At 52.8% G+C, this 18,331-nt stretch carries 14 protein-coding genes; 9 read left to right on the forward strand and 5 right to left on the reverse strand.

The annotated features are described in order from the left end of the window. Positions 1 to 113: 113 nt before the first annotated feature. The gene (locus EV586_RS16020; protein WP_132946121.1) at positions 114 to 938 is read right to left on the reverse strand and encodes a hypothetical protein; all 825 of its coding nucleotides are present in this window, start codon (positions 936 to 938) and stop codon (positions 114 to 116) included. A gap of 133 nt (positions 939 to 1,071) precedes the next feature. On the opposite strand from EV586_RS16020, the gene EV586_RS16025 reads away from it, so the two are divergent. Then, on the forward strand, positions 1,072 to 2,052 hold the full coding sequence (locus EV586_RS16025; RefSeq protein WP_165898648.1) for a globin-coupled sensor protein: 981 nt from the start codon (positions 1,072 to 1,074) through the stop codon (positions 2,050 to 2,052). 53 nt (positions 2,053 to 2,105) lie between these two features. Here the strand turns inward: EV586_RS16025 and EV586_RS16030 are convergent, their stop codons facing one another. Then, complete coding sequence (locus EV586_RS16030; protein WP_132946123.1) at positions 2,106 to 2,645, reverse strand: spore coat protein; 540 nt, start codon at positions 2,643 to 2,645, stop codon at positions 2,106 to 2,108. Positions 2,646 to 2,677: 32 nt separating this feature from the next. Beyond that, on the reverse strand, positions 2,678 to 2,950 hold the full coding sequence (locus EV586_RS16035; RefSeq protein ID WP_132946124.1) for a hypothetical protein: 273 nt from the start codon (positions 2,948 to 2,950) through the stop codon (positions 2,678 to 2,680). Positions 2,951 to 3,069: 119 nt separating this feature from the next. On the opposite strand from EV586_RS16035, the gene EV586_RS21215 reads away from it, so the two are divergent. The 5 genes from EV586_RS21215 to EV586_RS16055 all read left to right on the forward strand — a co-directional run bounded on the left by EV586_RS21215 (position 3,070) and on the right by EV586_RS16055 (position 12,035). Beyond that, positions 3,070 to 3,246: a hypothetical protein gene (locus EV586_RS21215; RefSeq protein WP_165898649.1), complete on the forward strand. Its 177-nt coding sequence runs from the start codon at positions 3,070 to 3,072 to the stop codon at positions 3,244 to 3,246. Positions 3,247 to 3,525: 279 nt separating this feature from the next. Beyond that, on the forward strand, positions 3,526 to 3,894 hold the full coding sequence (locus EV586_RS16040) for a hypothetical protein (RefSeq protein WP_243653064.1): 369 nt from the start codon (positions 3,526 to 3,528) through the stop codon (positions 3,892 to 3,894). A 472-nt stretch (positions 3,895 to 4,366) separates the two neighbouring features. Then, positions 4,367 to 11,074: a polymorphic toxin-type HINT domain-containing protein gene (locus tag EV586_RS16045; RefSeq protein ID WP_132946125.1), complete on the forward strand. Its 6,708-nt coding sequence runs from the start codon at positions 4,367 to 4,369 to the stop codon at positions 11,072 to 11,074. 13 nt (positions 11,075 to 11,087) lie between these two features. Beyond that, positions 11,088 to 11,489: a hypothetical protein gene (locus EV586_RS16050; protein WP_132946126.1), complete on the forward strand. Its 402-nt coding sequence runs from the start codon at positions 11,088 to 11,090 to the stop codon at positions 11,487 to 11,489. A 162-nt stretch (positions 11,490 to 11,651) separates the two neighbouring features. Beyond that, complete coding sequence (locus tag EV586_RS16055; protein ID WP_132946127.1) at positions 11,652 to 12,035, forward strand: YxiJ family protein; 384 nt, start codon at positions 11,652 to 11,654, stop codon at positions 12,033 to 12,035. A gap of 80 nt (positions 12,036 to 12,115) precedes the next feature. Here the strand turns inward: EV586_RS16055 and EV586_RS16060 are convergent, their stop codons facing one another. Next, positions 12,116 to 12,487 (reverse strand): VOC family protein, encoded by a 372-nt coding sequence (locus tag EV586_RS16060; protein ID WP_132946128.1) that lies wholly within the window; start codon positions 12,485 to 12,487, stop codon positions 12,116 to 12,118. 152 nt (positions 12,488 to 12,639) lie between these two features. On the opposite strand from EV586_RS16060, the gene EV586_RS16065 reads away from it, so the two are divergent. Beyond that, the gene (locus EV586_RS16065; protein WP_132946129.1) at positions 12,640 to 13,449 is read left to right on the forward strand and encodes an AAC(3) family N-acetyltransferase; all 810 of its coding nucleotides are present in this window, start codon (positions 12,640 to 12,642) and stop codon (positions 13,447 to 13,449) included. 73 nt (positions 13,450 to 13,522) lie between these two features. On the opposite strand, the gene EV586_RS16070 is transcribed toward EV586_RS16065, so the two are convergent. After that, positions 13,523 to 14,725: an alpha/beta hydrolase gene (locus EV586_RS16070; protein ID WP_132946130.1), complete on the reverse strand. Its 1,203-nt coding sequence runs from the start codon at positions 14,723 to 14,725 to the stop codon at positions 13,523 to 13,525. 166 nt (positions 14,726 to 14,891) lie between these two features. On the opposite strand from EV586_RS16070, the gene EV586_RS16075 reads away from it, so the two are divergent. Next, positions 14,892 to 15,659: an ABC transporter ATP-binding protein gene (locus tag EV586_RS16075; RefSeq protein WP_132946131.1), complete on the forward strand. Its 768-nt coding sequence runs from the start codon at positions 14,892 to 14,894 to the stop codon at positions 15,657 to 15,659. After that, a complete protein-coding gene (locus tag EV586_RS16080) occupies positions 15,656 to 18,238 on the forward strand; it encodes an FtsX-like permease family protein (RefSeq protein ID WP_132946132.1) in 2,583 nt (860 codons plus the stop codon). Before EV586_RS16075 ends, EV586_RS16080 begins: the two co-directional genes overlap by 4 nt. The last annotated feature ends 93 nt before the right edge of the window (positions 18,239 to 18,331 follow it).

The raw sequence follows: 18,331 nt of genomic DNA on the forward strand, positions 1-18,331 counted from the left end.
CTAAATTAAGCGAGCGCTCCCCCGTTGAGTACCGGAAAGCGCTCGCTGCATAATACGTGTCCTTTATTACTGTCTACTTGACGGGGCTACGACCAGGCTGCCTTGGCTTTTTCTTACAGTCGGTTGTGGTTCTTCAAGGTGAGCAGGATCAGGGTCGACATGTACGGTTGCCAGTACATCAGGTCGTGTTCATCGTTCCAGCCGCCGTCCTCGCGTTGCGTGCCCTCGAGGTGAGTGAGCAGTTTCTCAAGCAGTGCGGGCGGAAGGGCGCGGGTCAGCTCAGAATTCGGATCGTACGCATAGTGACAGAGCGTGAAGAAGCTCTTCTCCGGTGCGTTTTCCGCGAGGCGGATGATCGTGGCGATCGTCGCTTCCCGCAGCGGGCGCGTCTCCGGCGTGTCTTCAAGCGTCAGGTAGTAATCGTAGGCGTGGTAGGCCATGAACAGCCAGTCGGTGGCTCGGATTTTCTCCACGCTCAAGTGCTCCGCCGCCCATTTCGCGGTCGATGCTTCCAGCGACGGAGTGACAAGGCCGAGGCGGCGCAAGTTGCCGACCGTAGAGGCGGGAATGGTCTGGCCGCCTTGGCTCCACCACGGAGCGTACGGGTAGTTGTGCAGGGTGGGCGGGTTGGTCAGCGATCCGTCATCGGCGAGGTATTGCTCGACCCAGGTGGCGGTGCCATCGAACAGGTTGCCGGCCGGGATGCCCGTTTCGCGGACGACGGTCAGCAGAAATTCCAGTGCCAGCGGGTTGGAGTCCGGACACTTGATGTCATGCTCCATGCCGTGGCCGAAGCCGCCGTCCGCATTTTTATACGCGAGCAGGCACTGCTGCAAGTGGTCGAGCGAACCGCCGTCAAAGAGATAGGCGAACAGGCTGCGCTCCCACAGAGCGCCGTGTTTGTAGACGAACTCTCTTGCTTTGTCGATCGAGGCCATGCTCTCAAATCCTCCTGTATTTCCCAGATCTTGTGACTATTCGCGACCGGCTGTGTGAGTTCCTGCTACGAGTCTCCTGCTTTCAATGTTATAATTAATCGTATGAAAGAGAGAGAAGAAGGGACGGATGGGTTTGGCGGTTCAATTGAGTCAGCAATGGGCAAAGGTGTGGAAATACAGCGGCCTGCGCGAAGCAGATCTGCAGGTGCTGGCATCGCATCGTCAATTGTTTGAGGCGAGCAAACGTGAGGTGGTCGACCGCTTCTATGAGGAGCTGGAAAAGCATCCTGCGCTGCAGGAGATCGTGCACGATCACAGCACGATCGATCGCTTGAAGGGAACGCAGATCGACTACTATCTCTCGCTGGCCGGCGGCGTGATTGACGATGCCTATGTGGCGACGCGGGAACGGATCGGTCTGGTGCATGCGCGCATCGGACTGACGCCGGACTGGTTCATGAGTGCAACCAACGTGTATGTGAGCCTGTTCTCTGAGCTGGTGGAAGGGCATGACGAGGAGGTCGCCTTGCTGCGGGCGTTTACGAAGCGTCTGCTGTTCGATTCCTCGATCATCTTGCAGCAGTACGACAACACGTACCGTCAGAACATGGAGCAGATCTCCAATGATATCGAGACGTCGATGCGCCATGTGTCGACGATTGCGACGCATTATGCGGTATCGGCGGAGTCGCTGTCCCATGCGCAGGAGAACATCGCGGAGTCGATGAAGAATCTCACCGGCTACAGCAAGGAGATCGAGTCGGTGATCCGCTTGGTCATGGGCATCGCCAACCAGACGCACCTGCTGGGTCTGAACGCGCAGATCGAGTCGGTGCGCGCCGGAGAGCACGGGCGCGGGTTTGGCGTGGTCGCCAACGAAGTGCGCAAGCTGTCCGAAGAGGTCAAGCGCTCTTCGAAAGACATCCAGAGCTCGGTCGAGCGCATCATCAAGCAGGTGGCGGAGATGAACGATCAGACCGCTTCGACTCTGTCGATCGCCACCGATCAGGCGGCGTACGCGCAGGAGCTGAATGCCTTGATCGAAGAGGTGGAAGCGGCAACGAACGAATGGAATCAGCGTGCCCGCTCGAAACAGCAAGCACAGATGAAATAACCTAAAAAGCAGATTGGCCGGATGGCCGATCTGCTTTTTAAGTGTTTCGGTGTTTAGCGCGTTTGGTAGGTGTGCAAAAACGTCTTCGCCGTGTGATCGCTCATCGTCGGCACTTGGTACATCCCGCGCGCGTTCAGATATTCGAACACCTCATAAGCATGGTAGTTACAGGCGTTGGCGCCGTTGAGCAGCATCTGGCGAATGTACGGGTCGGCGCATTCCAGCGAAGCGGACAGCTGGTTTTTCGCCGAGTTTTTGTGGGCGAGCAACAGTGAGCGCGCGATCTGCGCATCGTAGAACTGGTCGAGCCCCATCGGAGCGACCGGAGCCGGATTGTGCAGCCCGTACTGAATGTTGCGCGGCGACGTGACTTGGGAGAACTGCACCTCGTTCGGCACGGCGGCGCGGTAGTCGTGCGTGTAGGCGGCCAGTTGATTGTAATGAGTCAGCGCGTGGGTTCGGTGACGGTGCACCAGTTGCAACAGTGCCGGGTCGCTGCACATCTCCGCATACATCGCGAGGTGGTCGATCAGGCAGATCTGTTCATTTAGCACCTCGTGGACTTCCATCGTTTCATGAGCTCCAAATGGCATGGGGAGCACCTCCTTCGTTTTTTAGATCAGGCTTAGCGGCCGAAGTTGGAAAACGGCAAGTTGACATTATTGAAGCTGCTGAGCGGATTGTAGGAAGCTGCGTTGGTTTGCAGCAGCGACTGTTCGATGCGGTTGCACAGGCTGACGCAGTTTTGCAGTTGGTTGGCCGCGAAGTTTTCGCGCTGGGCGATCGCTTGCATGCCCGGATTTTGAGCGAACATTTGCGCGTTTTGCCGCTCATTTTGCGACAGTTGCTGGCAGATGGAGCGGATTTGCTGGAGATCTTGCATCAGTTGTTGGTTCATAGTTTGCGTACCTCCTCTATGCAAGCACTGCATTTCACCGGACATAGTCTGTGGTTTCAACGTCACGGCTATGCGCTCGTTTTATGGTTAATGTTATCCAGCCGGGGAATACTGCCTGCATGAGCGAAATGACCATGTGGGCGCTTTCCATTCATTATTGCCCGTACATCGAAAATAATGCTGTCACCGACGCAACCATCAATCTGATCAAAAAAGAGGGCACATGGGTCATCGCCAATGATAACGATGCGATGGCCAACGCCGTGCTCGGCAATGTTGAACAAGCGTTCCAGTAAGAGGGGGATGAGCGTCACCGGGAGGCCGGTGACGTTTTTTGTTTCTTCCGGAAGGGAACTATGTTAGTGGTAGAAGTGAGGAGATGATGGAGAACCTTCAAGATCACTTGAATGATTTATGGGCAGGCATGATTAAGAAACGTTGCGGAGCATCACCTGAAATTCATCAATGTACTATTCCATGATGTTTTGGACTATCTCAATGCACTAAAAATAAATATGATAAATAACAGTGGTGAAGGCGTTGATGGATTTGCTATCCAATGTTGAGGTGGATCGATGACGATCAAACACGTACTTTTAGAATTACTATGCTCCAAAAATTCGAATGAGGATGGTGTGCCCGCATACTGCAGAAACGGATTTGGTGAGCCGGGTTACCACTGTTTAGAGAACAATTGTAAGCATGTTAGCTTTACTTATGCCCCGCATGAAATTGCATATTCAGCAGAGTACGGTGAAGTGCCGGATTCCGATGCTTGGATCGGGTTTGGTGGTGAAATGGTTCCACAAGATATTGGTGATACCAAAATCACAGAGTTTAAAAAATTTGGGAAGAGGTATGTCGGAAAAAGATTGATGAGGCCTATGATGAATATTTTAGGAGAACAGGTGTCGAGAAATGAGTTTTTAACCTTGAAAGGGTAATTTGTTGTGCAGACTCCGAAACCAGCTGGCGAACAATACCAACTTGCATTGGAATATCGATATTGTGAAACATTTGTTTATGCAAACAAATCGAGGTATTCGGCACTTGATTCCAACTTGGAATGAAGGTCAGGATGTTTTTTCAAATAACCAAATATGAGAGCACGTGACCTTGTAGGCAAATGCCTACAAGGTCTTTTCGTGCGCAACAATTTCCCGGCGCTGTGGCGGAATGAATTTGCAACTTTTCCGATGTGCTCCACTTGAATAACAGGAGTTGATGATAGTTTTTTATAGGATTTCCCAATGTGTATAAACAATAGCATTATACCAATTTCACCTAATAAACCCATTTTTCACTCATCTGAATTCTTCACAGATTCAGCTATTATGGTAGAGCTATGTTACAACTTTGTGAAGACAGCATGAGAGGGGAATGTAAGTGTTTAGGAAATCTGGATTCCGCTCAGCAATGAGCATTTTATTATCCGCAGCGCTTCTGCTGGGGACCCTGCAGGGGACTACAATCACCGCGCAGGCGACAGAAGAGTTGCCGAAGCTTGGTAAAGATGTTTCGTTTTCCGAGCCGCCAACAGAACCGGTCGAACTGGTCGAAGAGCGGACGGAGAACTCCAAAAGCTTTCGCAACCCGGATGGAAGCACGACCGTCAAAGTGTATGGGCAAAGGATTCATTACAAAGACCCGAACACCGATCGTTGGCTTCCGATCGACTCCAATTTGGAGGTCAAAGCGAACGGTCACTTGCGAAACAAAGCAAACCGATTTTCCGTCGAGTTAAAAAACCGGGCAAACGCAGGTTTTGTTGATTTTACCTACGAAGGGACGGGGCTGTCTTTTCGCCCACTCTTTGCAAGAGCAGTCAATGCTGCTGTCGAAGGAAATGAACTGACCTATGAAAATGTAGCGCCCAATTCTGATCTGACCTACGATGTGACAGCAAACGGATTAAAAGAAACGATCATCCTCAAGGACGCATCCGCACCTGCTGTCTATTCGTTTGAAATGAAATCATCCAATCTTTCGTATCAAGAGAACGAGGACGGCTCCGTCTCTTTCTTTAAAAAAGGAGAGAGCGTCCCAACGCTGAATTTGCAAACACCGTTTATGGTGGATGCCAATAAGAACATTTCGTACGATGTCGATTATCAATTTCACACCGATGAAGGAACAGGAACCACGTATCTGGACGTTGTGGCCGATTCCGCATGGTTGCAAGATCCAGAACGTGCATATCCGGTTCAAATCGACCCTACGATCGAAGCTGAATATAACGCGCAAGTGAAAGACACAACGGTTGAGTCATTCAGTCCGAATTCTGCATGCAGAAATGAAAATGGAACCTGTGTGAAATTCACCGATTGGGATCACACGCTGATCGGCTACGGTGTTGACCACGGGTATACACGTTCGCTCTATCAGTTTCAATTGCCTAAATTACCAAACGGTGCAGTGGTTAGCAACGCCTACTTTGCTGTACAAAATGACACCACTTGGGTAACAAATGAAACACCGGTTGTCGAAGCACGGCGTATCAAACAACCGTGGGTGCATGATACGGTGACCTGGAATCAGGCCAATACAGCAGGCTTTGTTGATGATGTGAACAAGGCTTCTTATACCGCCAAAGCAACCCCGGGTGACTGGTGGTATTTCGATGTCACCAAGATCGCAAAAGATTGGTACGATCTGAAACAGCCGAATTACGGTATGGAATTGCGCTATCAGAACGAATCGCTCGTCTTGCGACAACTGATCGCTTCCTATGCAAACAATGGCACACATTACGGGCCGGCCTTGGAAATCACGTATGTTTCTGATCCTTTGGGCGGTCAGTCCTATTGGACGTTTGACGGCCCGGTGAATATGGCCAACCGCAATCTCTACTTGTCCGGCACCGACATTTCCTATCCGGGAGTCGGGGTTGATCTCAATCTCTACCGTGCCTACAACAGCAGATCCACGGAGTCTGGTGTCTTCGGTTACGGGTGGAGTTCACCGCTGGATGTTCAACTTCAAAAGTTGGATGATGGCTCGTTCAGGCTGAAGGAAGCGGACGGTACGATTCATTTCTTTGAGCAGAATGCGGCGAAGACAGGCTATCAGCCGCTGCCTGGATTGTACTGGACGCTGGAGAAATCGGGCACGAACTGGCTGATCAAGACCCCGCAGAAAACGACTTACACATTTGTCGACGAATGGCTGACCGAAATCCGTGACGCTGCAGACAACACCGTCACCTATGTGCGAGATGCTAACAAAAAGGTCAGCAGCATCAAAGACAAAAAAGGCAACGCCATCACCTTGACCTACGGTACCAACGGCAAGGTAGCGGCTGCGACCGATCCGGCGGCGAAACAGTGGTCGTATTTCTATGACGGTTCCGGCAACCTGACCAAGGTGACCGAGCCGGCGGCGGCGCCTGTGGGCGGTGATTTCGTTTATCGCTATGACAGTGACCGCAGGCTGGTCGCGTCGGTGACTCCGGAAGGAAAGGCCACGTATTATCAGTACGCAGACGAGAACGTCATTACTGCGATCAACCCTGCAAACGGCATGACGAACAGCAACTTCGAAGTTGATTCGGACGGCGACCAGATCCCGGATCATTTGATCAGAAGCGAGGGGCAGCCGACAGGGCTTAAAGATACAACTGCAGGTTCGCCTTATGGTCAAGCGATAAAAGTCAACGTTGCTACAGGTTCGAGCACGCCATATTCGGTCTACCTTTCGGAAAAAATCTCGGTCAACCCGGCGCAACCGCATACGCTCAGCGGATATGTAAAAGCTACTCAATCCTCGGGTGCCCACTATACGATCTTGTCTTTGCTCGCATACAACGCAAGCGGAACGTTGATCGGAGAGGTTGAGCAGGCCGCGCGCCCTACGGTTCAAGGGACGGCTGCTTGGAAGCAGATCGCGAAGACGTACACGTCGCTGCCGGCGGGAACCGCATTTGTCAGCGTGAAAATGGCTGCCACAAATGGAACGGGAGCCGGGACGAGCTGGTTTGATGCCATCCAGTTCGAACAGTCTTCTGAGGCAGGCGAATTCGTCTCCGGGGCACAGTACACCGCCTACGCGCCGACGAAGCAAGCTGCAAGCTATGACGGCGAAGGCAAGAAAAACTTGTACCAATACAATGAAAACATGAATATGGAGATGCTGCAGCGCGATCCGTCAGGTATGAAACTAACCGACAAATACAGCTGGAGCTCGAATGAAAGAACGTCCCATACCGACCCGATGGGACGCGTATGGACCTATCAGTACAATGATCAGGGCAGTCTGACCTACAGCAAAGATCCGCTCAGCCATGAAGAATGGAACTCTTACGACGCGGCTCAAAACCTTGTCGCCCACCAAGGTCCGCGCGGCAGTAATGAAAAGTTCTATTACACGTATGACAGCGGGAAAAATCAAAAGACGTCCCGTGACCCGTATTACACGAGCCAAGCCAAAGAGCACAATGCGGACGGCAATCCGACCAGTGAAACCAACTTCCTCGGCTGGGCGGATAATCTCGTCGACAACAGCAGTTTTGAAAACGCGCCAAACGCTGACGGAACTCCGGCTCATTTCAGCTTTAACGCAGGGCAGAAAGAGATGTGGTCACATGAGGCGGATGCTTTTGTAGGCAAACAAGCAATCCGTTTGTCTGCAGCGAATAGCAATTCCCTTGGCTACACGGTGCTACAGTCAGATCTTGTAACCGTAAATCCTGCAACGGAATATGTTCTTGCAGGCTATCTGAAGGCAACCCAGCAGTCGGGCACGCAGAACACTGTACTGTCCGTGATGGTCTACAGCAGCAGCGATGTGTACCTTGGCGAAGTCGGCAAGCTCAGCCTAAACGGATCGTTTGGGTGGCAGCGCTGGAACACGGCGATTCGGCCAGGCGACTTCCCGGCGAATACGGCAAAAGTGCGCGTGAAGCTGGCCAATGCAAACAGTACGGGTGCAGGCAGTTCTTATTTTGATGCCGTCCAGTTGCAGCAAAATCCGGTGGACACTGCCTACAACCTGCTCGATAATTCCAGTTTCGAGCGCAAAGCGGCAGGTGTGGAACTCCCGGAATCTTGGGAACCAACCGCACTCAGTGGAGACTATAAATGGGTGACTGCCGTACCGGGCGTGGGAACGAATGTATACGCGGGCAGTCGCGCCTTGTCTGTTGCGACCACAAGTGATACAACAGGTTCGACGGGGTATAACTATGCGCAGATGATCCCGTATGAATCTGACAAGGCGTACAACTTCAGCGCTTTTGCCAAAACCGTGAGCGGCGCAACCGCAACCCTTAAAATTGCAATGTTTGATGCAAATGGCACCTTGCTGGAAGCTGTCTCGAACAGCCAGTATGGCACGAGTGACTGGAAGCGTTTAGCGGTAGAGTTGCCGAAAGGGCAGGCAGTAGCGGGTACAGTAACTCTCAAACCGCTGCTTCGAACAGGGACTGCGACAGGAACCGTCTATTTTGACAATGTGCGCCTGCAGTCAGAAAGCGTGACGACCCGTTATGAATACAAGACGGGCACCGGTTGGATCAGCAAAGCGACCAACGCGAACGGGAACGGCATCACGTACGACTATGATGCTTCGGGCAATCCGAAAGTGATCACCAGTCCGAAAGGGTATGTCACGAACCAAAGCTACGATGTTCTGAATCGATTGTCCGAGGTAACGCTTCCGGGAGGTGCCTTGACTACTCGATACTCCTACGACCGAGACGGACAACTGCTCTCGATCAAAGATCAGGCGGTGTCCGGCGAGAGCAGAGAGACGAAATTCAAGTACAACGTACTTGATCAAATCGCTGAAACGATCGATCCGCTTGGGAATTCCATCAAGTACTCCTACACGTCTAATGGGAATTTGAAACAAACGAATCTGCCTACCGGGCAGACCGTTTCCTATGCGTACGACAAAGCGGACCGCATGACCGATGTTTTGCATAACGGCACAAAGCGTTATCAGTACTCAAACATCGATGCGAACGGGAACATCAAAGAGGTCAAAGACCTGGGTCTGGCCTTCTCCTGGTTGGCAAACTATGACGAATTGAACCGCATGACACTCTGGAAAGACAACCAGGCACAAGTCTCCTATTCGTATGATCAGGTTGGCAATGTCACGCAAAAAACCTTCACCCCCCTTGGCAGCACCAGCGGGAAGACAGAATGGTTCTCCTATAATCTGGTCGATCAGCCAATCGCGATGACCGATGCGGATGGCAAAAAGATCCGCTTCCTGTTTAACGAGCACGACCAGCTTTCCACGCTGCAAAAGGGCAACAACACGATCATGCGCGCGGAGTATGACAATCTGGGGCAAGTTACTGAGTTGCGCAACCAGACGAATTCTGGCGCTTTGTTATCTTCGTTTGCGTACCAGTATGATGAAGAGAGCAACCTCACCTCGATCCAAGATCAGAGCGGTAAGACGTTGAACTTCGTGTATACGCCGACAGGGGAACTTGAGAAAGAGGTCAGCTCGACCGGCAATGAAGTGTCCTACACGTACGATGCATTTGGGAACCGGGAACAGCGGGTTCAAAAACTGGCTGACGGTACGGAGACGATCACAACGTATCAATATGATCCGACCCACACTCAGTTGGTCAAAGTCAATGATACTGCGTGGTCGTACGATGCAGCCGGCCGTCTCAAGTCGAACGGAAAATTCCTCTTCGACTGGGATGCAGAAGACCGTCTCACAGCGATTAAACTCGCAGCAGATAACTCGGCTGTAGCCTCGTACGAGTATGACCACTTGGGCCGCCGTGTGGTGGAACGAATCCGGGAGCATACCACTCAGTTTTTATACAACGGCAACAGCAACCGTGTTGTAGCCGAGTTTTCCGGCGGTGTTCTGCAGAAGTACTACACATGGAGTCCTACGGGACAACTGTTGAGCATTACGGACAGCTATGGCGGCGGCGCTACCTACTACACCGTTCATAATCACCGCGGGGATGTCATTAATCTGACAGATGCGGAAGGCAATATTGCGGCAACGTACGAGTATGATACGTGGGGCGTGCTCCTATCCGAGTCAGGGGCTGCTGCGAAGCTCAATCCGTATTTGTATGCGGGGTATCGGTATGATCGGGAAACAGGGCTGTATTACCTAAATGCTAGATATTACGATCCAACAGCGGTACGTTTGCTTAGTAAAGATCCTTTGTCTCAAATGCCAGAGTATGTGTATGTGCACAACAATCCAGTAACCATTGTTGACCCAACCGGGCTTGCAGACCAAGAGCCAGGTCAATACGGTGGGTCAGGTGGCGGTAACTCGTCTGTTGGTTATGGGCTGGCATATGGGTTGGAAAAAGCATTCGGGTATTTGGGAAATAAAATAAAGCAAGGGGTTACTAAGGCAAAGAAGTGGGTGGACGATCTTTTTGAGGGAGTAGGGAAAAAGGGCTGCAATTGCTTTACCGCCGGCACCAAGGTTCTCACTAATGTGGGGGAGAGGCCTATCGAGGATATTCAAGTAGGTGATCTTGTACTTGCCAAAAACGATGTCTCAGGCGAGATGGCCTTTAAGGAGGTTGAATGGCTATTCAAACGAAATGTTGAAGAAACATATAATGTTTTTGTGGGTAACGAGGTTCTTACAACAACTGACGAGCATCCATTCTGGATTGTTGGGAAGGGTTGGGTGGAAGCTAAGCACCTTGAAGTTGGGGATGTACTAACCACATCTAAGGGACTGGAGTTATCCATTAGAAAACTTGTGATTAGAAAAGAACACAAGACCGTGTACAATTTTATGGTGAAGGACTTCCATTCGTACTTTGTTTCGAATCTAGGAATATGGACGCATAATAGTTGTAAGTATCAGCCAAGTTCTGTAACTGGGACAGGGGACCACTTAAGACGATCATTTGAAATCGAAGGGAACAGTGTCCGAATAAATAGCGGACATGGGTACAATCGAAGTCATAGATCTGGTAGCGTACAGGGAATTGGCACCATGGATGAAATTGAAGGAGCTATATTAAGTGATGTAACAACATTGATTACATCAAGGGTAGCATTACCCACGAAAAACACATTACAAAGAACTATATCGGTAAATGGAAGTAACGTAGGATACGATCTTATGAAAATAAAAGATGGGATAGTTAGTATTTCCACATACTATCCTAAGTGAGGTGATATCTTTGTTGTTGAAACACATCGACAATTTGCAGTTGTTTCAAAAGATTGACTGGTCTCGTCTTAGTGAAATGGAACTCATGAAGATAGAGGCAGAATTTAACCGAGTTTTAAGTGATATTGAGATTGAACTGAATGCGTGTCAGGTACCGTCTATCATTAAAGAAATTATTTCTCGAAATGAAGAACAAGATTTTTTACCGGTTCATTTAGGATTCTTAGTTTATCAAAGATTGGTACAGCTAGAAGAAAACAAGGTTTTGGCTTTACAGTCATTCTCGGATTACTTACTACTTTATGGTCCAGATTGGCAAGATGAAGCAGACCAAATGGCTGTAGCACTTAATAACAATGACCTAGAAAGAGCTGTTCATATTGCACTGAAAGTAGATTATGATAAATATCAGTAGTAAATTACTGCAAGCCCGGGTGTATTTCACTCGGGTTTTCTGATGCACTCAGCATATGAGGTGAAATTTTGGGGGATATTTGAAGTGGAATTGGCCGAAGTGATGTAATATATGAGGCTATCAAAAATTTTAATAAACATGGTAAGGATGTAGGGGGAGAGGATGTGGCACAAAGAAGTTTTATCAATAATATCGGACATGCATAAATTCATCATGGTGAATCCTTTTCCATATGAGGGGACGAGTAAAATAAAGGTTGATTTTGAAAGAGATTTTGCATTGCTTGAAGATGAAAGTTTGAACGCTGACTTTAATGAATATTGCGCTGTGATTGTTGGAACGACGAGTTATCTTCTGAAGGGTAATGGTGACAAAATCCCAAATCGGCAAATTGAATTGTTGAGTAAGGGTTTTTTTGAACGGTTTCCTCAGTATCATTTTATTGAATCAAATCTGGAGAAGTATCCCGACTTTCAAAATGAAAACAACAATCATGAGAGGTTAAGGAGGGTAATAATTTACTTCGGCACCGTTCAAAGAGGCTGAAGGCAACTCTGATGATTAAAGTAAATGAGAAAAGGGAAGGGATTTGTGCTACATAGCATTAATCCCTTCCCTTTGTTTGTTTATCTGTGCTGATCGATCAGAATCTGATTACCGTCAGGATCTTCAAGTGTCAAATATGCCGGTCCTGTAGTTGATTCGTCTGCTTCAGTTTGAAGATTTATGCCTTGTTCTTTCAGCTGATTTTGAAGTTCACGAACGTCCGTAAACGAATCGAGGTGTTCGGCATCTTGATTCCACCCTGGATTGAAGGTCAGGATGTTTTTGTCAAACATGCCTTGGAAGAGGCCGATCACACAATTTTCATTTTTCATAACCAGCCAATTTTGAGTAATATCGCCACCTCGGGCGTGAAAACCTAGTTTTTCGTAAAAGGCTTTTGAGCGGTGAATGTCTTTGACAGTTAAACTTACGCAAAATGCACCTAGCTTCATGGTTCTACCACCTTTTCCGAAAATTCATACCGTGGTATCGTCATAACAAGAACAGTTCCGATACGACATCTAACCTAACATGAGTGCACGAAAGATTGCAACATAAATTATGGAAAAAGCATTCAGGATCGGAACACGAAGGAGAAGATAGCATGAGCGAACAAAATACAATCGACGTAGTTACAATGCCACGCACGCGGCAGAGTCTGGCAGACGACCTGCGGGCTTTGGGCTTGAAGGAAGGGATGACTGTAATCGTCCACTCCTCGCTCTCCTCGCTGGGTTGGGTCTGCGGGGGCGCGGTCGCCGTCGTGCAGGCTTTGATGGATGTGCTGACCGAGGAAGGGACGCTGGTCATGCCAACTCATTCGTCGGAGTTCTCCGACCCGGCCTTGTGGCAGAATCCGCCGGTGCCGAAGGAGTGGCATGAGATCATTCGCGAGACGATGCCGGCGTTCGACCCGCTGTTCACGCCGACCCGGAACATGGGCAAGATTGTCGATACGTTCCGCACCTTCCCCGGTGTGCTCCGCTCCAATCACCCGCATGTTTCGTTTGCGGCATGGGGCAAGCACAAGGAACTGGTGACGGACAACCATTCGCTCGACTATGGGCTCGGCGATCGGTCGCCGCTCGCCCGCATCTATGATCTGGACGGCTATGTGCTGCTGTTGGGGGTCGGACACGACCGCAACACGTCGCTGCATCTGTCGGAAAACCGTGCGCCGGGCACCGTCAAGGAGATGCTCGGCTCGCCGATTATCAGGGACGGTCAGCGCGTCTGGGCGACGTTTGCAGAAATTGAGATCGATTCTGACCAATTCCCAGAAGCGGGCGAACAGTTCGAAGCGGCTCACCCGATCCAGTCTGGTAAGGTCGGCTCGGCAGACGCCAAGCTAATCGGGCAGCGGGCGTTGGTCGATTTCGGCACAGCGTATTTTGCGAAGAAGCGGGGCTTCTAAACGAATTTACAGCGAAACGGACGAGGAAAACAAAAACACCTCTGCTCTTTTTGAAAAAGGCAGAGGTGTTTTGCTAGTTCCCAAACAGCGCTACCACCGCATCGGCAAACGTTTCGCGCCAGCAGACCCAGTCGTGGCCGCCTTTGAATTCGGCGTAGTGGACGCGGGCTCCTTTTTGGCGGAGCTGGTCGCGGATGGCGTGGTTGGCTTCAAAAATGTCCGGCTGCTCACAGGTGCCGACATCCATGTAGACGCGCAGATGCACCTGCTCGGCTTTCTCCAGCTGATGCATGAACCACTCCGGCTCGCCATCGTAGCCCCAGGCAAACGAGCCGGACTGGGACAGGACGTTGCCGTAGATGTCCGGATGCTGCATCGCGACGATCAGGCCCATCAGGCCGCCGTTGGAGCAGCCGCCGATCGCCGCGCGCTCCGGGTCGGTGCTGACGTTGTAGTGTTCGCGCACAAACGAGGTGACCTCTTCGGCTGCAAACTGCGCAAACATCGCCGTGCCGCGCATCTCTTCGTTGCGGCGGTCGTTGGCGTTGACGAAAACGGTGACGACCGGCGAAATTTTTCCATCGGCCAGCAGATTATCTAAGATCGTCGGCGCCGTGACGATCTTGTCGTACTCGAAGCCGTCAAACAGCACCAGCACGCTGTACGGCTCGCCATCGGCCGTATAGCCCGGCGGCGTGTAGACCCAGACGCTGCGCTCATTTTCCAAGATCTCGCTCTTCAGGCGGTGCTGCGTGATCTCGCCATGCGGTGCATGCTGGCGCACGGCGCGGTACGGGTTCGGCTCGAAGCCCGGATAGACCAGCACGGCGGTCGTCGTATCTTGGGTCGCCGGCTTGTCCGGGTTGGCCGGATGGACGAGAAAATGGAGGTTCAGCGGGTCCTCCTGCAAGTTCTGCAGGCGCGCCGACCAGTCGTCGCCAAAGGTGTCGTGCGGAGATACATAGTATTCGGCGACCGAGCGCAGCGGGGTGCGCAAGGTGCGGTAATAGACATTGGTATCGAGCAGCTGCACCAGCTTGGCTTCTTCCAACTTCCAGCCGGCCGGGCCGCCGAGGATATACACGTTTTCGTCCGCCTCAGCTTCTGCCTGCCACAGGAAGGTCAACAAGACTTCATCTTCATTTTCGGTCTCTTCGATCAAGGGAGCGCCTTCTTTTGCGATGTAGTCCCAGAATGCGGTCAGCGCTTCTGCATGCCCGTTTTTCAACTGCTGTTCCAGGTGGGCGAGCGCAGGGCTTGCTTGGATTTCTGCCATGTGGTTTGGACCCCCATTGCGACGTGAATTTATCTTCTTGAAGCTAAATTCAATTTTACTTTCGAAATTCCTTCATTTTCAGGAAAACTTTCTTCACAACTTCTTGACATCTTCTTGAAACGATGTGGAAACCGGTTTTTTATGATCGTGACAGGAGGGATGACAGATGAAAACAGTGCTGGAAGTTCGAGACGTGAAAAAGGTGTTTGGCGAAGGTCAGGCCCAAGTCACCGCTTTGCATGGCGTGGATCTGACGCTTGAGTATGGGGAGTTTGTGGTGATCATGGGCGCGAGCGGCTCGGGCAAGTCGACCTTTTTGCATATATTGGGCGGGCTGGAGAGCCCGACGAGCGGCGAGATTCTGCTCAGCGGCGCACGGGAGCAAAAATTTGACCGGGAGCCGTATGCGACGCAGTACCGGCGGGAGAAGATCGGCTTCGTGTTTCAGTTTTTCAACCTGCTCTCCGCATTGACGGCGGAGGAAAATGTCGCCTTGCCGCTGCTTTTGGCCGGGGCGTCGAAAAAGGAGCTTCGCGAACGTGCGCAGGAAATGCTGCGGCGGGTCGGGCTGTCTGAGCGGCGCACGCATCGCCCGAGCGAGATGTCGGGCGGCCAGCAGCAGCGGGTGGCGCTGGCTCGTGCGCTCGTGCATCGTCCGCAGGTGCTGCTCGCCGATGAACCGACGGGTAATCTCGATTCGCAGACCTCGGCGGAAATGCTGGAGCTGCTGCTCAACATGCGCGCAGAGCTCGGGCAGTCGATCGTGCTGGTGACGCATGATCCGATGGTGGCGACGTATGGCGACCGGGTGCTGTTCTTCCGCGACGGCAAGATCGTTCGCGAACATCGCAACGGTGCCGAACTCTCGCAGCGGGAAAAAGCGTTCGCGCTGATGGACCAGTTGCGCGACGTGACGGAGGTGGGGGCAGGATGAGGGCAAACATGACAGGGCTGGCCCTGAACATTCTCAAGGCGAAAAAAGGCCGCACGCTCTTCTCGGTGCTCGGCGCGATGTTTGGCGTGGGCCTGCTCGCCGCGATGCTCGTGTTGTACGGCAAGATGGACGCGGCGCTGGCACAGCAGTTTGTCGAGCGCTATGGTGACTCCGACCTGATGGCCGGGTATCGGCATGAGCGGAAGATCATGAGCCCGGAACTGGTCGAAACGGTGACCGGCACAGCCGGGGTGGCCGAGCATGGCGTGATCCTGGTCAACCCGCAGCAGTACAGCAGCGACTATGACGGCCGCGCGAACGGGATGTACTATGTCGGCGCGGACAACTCGGCGCAGGCGAAGCGGTTTTACAAGTTTACGCAAGACCTCGGCGCAGGCGAAGCGGCGCTTTCGCAAAAGCTGGCCAAGCGGCTCGGCGTCGGGGTTGGCGACACGGCGCAAATCCCTTTTCCGAGCGGCAAGACGCAGGCTTGGAAAGTGGCCGAACTGCTGCCGGAGCGCGCCGCCGCCTCAGGAGCGGTGCCAGAGATGGTGCTCTTCAATCTGACGAGTTTGCAGGAGCGGTTCGCCTTGCCGGGGCAGGCCAATCTGGTGTTGCTCAAGTTGGAGCCGGACATGCACAAAAACGCGGCGTACACGCTGCTGAAGACGGCAGCGAACGACCTCGACATCGATCTGATGGAAGGGCTGGACGAAGCGAAAGAGCTGATCGTGTTCCTCAAAGGGATCGGGTATTCGCTCGGCGTGCTGGCGCTGCTGGCGTCCGCTTTGTTCGTGCTCAGCAATTTTCAGCTCGCGGTGCAGGAACGTGTGCGCGAGCTGGCGGCGCTCCGGGCGATCGGCGGGAGTCGCGGGCAGGTGTTCCGTCTAGTGCTGACCGAAGCGACGCTGATCGGCGGTGTCGGTGCAGGGCTCGGTCTCGGGCTTGGTGTGCTGCTCGCAACAATGTCCAGCGCATGGATCGCCGGTCTGTTGGACGTGCAGATGGCCGAGGCGCCGCTGCCGTGGACGTTTCTGCTGGCGACTGCGGCGGCGGGCTGGGCGTTTTATGTGCTTCTGGCGCTGCTGCCCGCGCGCAAGGCGGTGAAGGTCTTGCCGATTCAAGCCGCGCGGGAAAGCGCGCTGGCAGGGGACGGCAAAGGCGGAAACGTCGCCAGCATCGCGTTGCTGCTCGTGTTTGCAGCGGCGAGCGCTGCTTGTTTTGTCACCGGACAACGAGCGGAGGATGGCAGCGGTGAGCGGGCTTTGCTCAGTGTGCTCGGCGGTTTGAGCGGCGTGATCGGGGTGTTTGCAGGCGTACCTTTCCTGGCTCCTTTTCTGCTCAACGTACTGTCCGTACCGGCGGAGTGGCTGGGCGGCCGGGAGTCGTTTGTCGCGGTGAAAAACCTGATCGCCGAGCGTAAGAAAAGCACGCTGACCATTCTCGTCGTGGCGATCGGGATCACGCTGGCGCTCTCGGTGACGACGGTGCTGAATGTGCTGTACGAGAGCACAATGGACAACTTGCGCCAGACCTATGTGACCGATTTTGTAGTCAGCAGCAGCAAGTCGGTCAACTCTGAACTTTCGCTTGCGGTGACAGAGGAGATCAAACAGATCCCCGGCGTGCAGTGGGCAACCGGCATTTCGCTCAGCGGCAGCGGGGCGACGCTTGCCCAGTACGACTATTCCCGCAGCTTGCCGGAATGGAAAGAGGAAAACGGAGGACCGTCGCCGTTTGCCAATGTGCCGCGCTATCAGACGATCGGCTACAACAAAGTTGATTTGAAAGAAATGGAAAATGTTGGCCTGCTGCCGAAACTGCAAGGTACGTTGGCAGAGACTGTCGTATTTCCCCGGAAATATGCGGAGGGTCTGGGCGTGCAAGTCGGAGATCGGCTGCAAGTGAACAGCGGTCGGTCGTACACGGTTACGGTCGGCGCAATCGTGGACACGTTGCCGGGACAGCCGTATCAGGAACTGGGGGTCTATCTGGACCAGAGCCATCCGATCCAGCCGGGGCCGGGGTTTACGATCGATCTCGACAACGCCTTGGCGATCTTGGTGGAGATCGACCCGGTGAAGCGGGTCGAGGTGCTCGCGGGCTTCAGCGCGCTGGAAGGGAAATATGCGGAGTTGCGCTATACCGATTTGCAGACGGAAATGAACAAGCAGGAGCAGGGATTTGCGCTGGAACGATCGATCTTGTGGTCGGTGGTCTGCACGGTGATGCTGGTCGGCGTGCTGGGGATGATCAACACGCTGGCGGCCAGCATTCAGGCGAAGCGGCGGGAATATGCGATCTTGCGGGCGATTTCTGTGACGCCCCGGCAGTTGGTAAAGATGGTGCTGACGCAAAGCGGGCTGTATGTGACGCTCGCCGTTCTGGTCGGACTTGGTGGCGCCGCACTGATGGTGGCCGGATTTACGCAGGCGCTGGGGATCGAGACGTTGCGGCCGCCTTGGGGTACGATTGGGCTGGTCGTAGATGCCGTCTATCTGGTGACGCTGCTGGTTTCCTTGCCGATGGCATGGAAGATGGGGCGTGAGACGGTGACACGAGCGCTGGCGATGGAATAGGCGTTCGGCTCGGGGAGGCTTGCAATCTGTCCGTTTCTATCCTCATAATGAGGGAAAGAAAAGGAAAGCGGGCGTTGCCGGAAATGGGTTCGA

The organism is Tumebacillus sp. BK434 (genome assembly GCF_004340785.1).
Classification (GTDB): Bacteria; Bacillota; Bacilli; order Tumebacillales; family Tumebacillaceae; genus Tumebacillus_A.